Below are 458 nucleotides of genomic sequence, written 5' to 3'. Positions count from 1 at the left end.
GAGATGTGGTAGTTCCTATAGAATACGATTCAAAAGGAAGACAAGCCAAAAGCTACCTTCCTGTTCCCCAGTCAGGTACTGCGAACGGAGCCATCTATACCAATCCACTAGCCAATGCACCTTCTGCAGGATACGGAAGTGAAAAGATCTATACTGAAAAGCGCTATGATGATCTCTTTACCGGAAGAGTAAGCGAAGTTGTTCCGGCAGGAACCGCCTGGTCCCAGAAACCTGCCAACATGACCTACGGAATCAATGCTGATGGTGAAGTGAAAAAATATAAGGTAACAACAAGCTGGCTAGAGGGCAGAACGGACTCCAGTATTTCTCTGGTAGCTTCCTATGCTGGAGGGCAACTTATGAAAACTTCCGCTACTGATCCGGACGGAAATACCACTACAGAATTCCAGAATGGGAAAGGACAAACCATACTGGTCAGAAAAAATGACGGTACCCAG

Annotated in this window: 1 protein-coding gene; it reads left to right on the top strand. The window is 46.3% G+C overall.

Features of this window, described 5'->3' with window-relative positions:
* The coding region (locus DRF61_RS22495; RefSeq protein WP_238601935.1) for a DUF6443 domain-containing protein at positions 1-458 on the top strand (458 nt) is incomplete at both ends.

It is taken from the genome of Chryseobacterium lathyri, from assembly GCF_003290185.1.
GTDB classification, from domain to species: domain Bacteria; phylum Bacteroidota; class Bacteroidia; order Flavobacteriales; family Weeksellaceae; genus Chryseobacterium; species Chryseobacterium lathyri.
The sequence above is the reverse complement of the archived record's forward strand: the minus strand, read 5'-3'. Positions and strand labels throughout refer to the sequence as shown.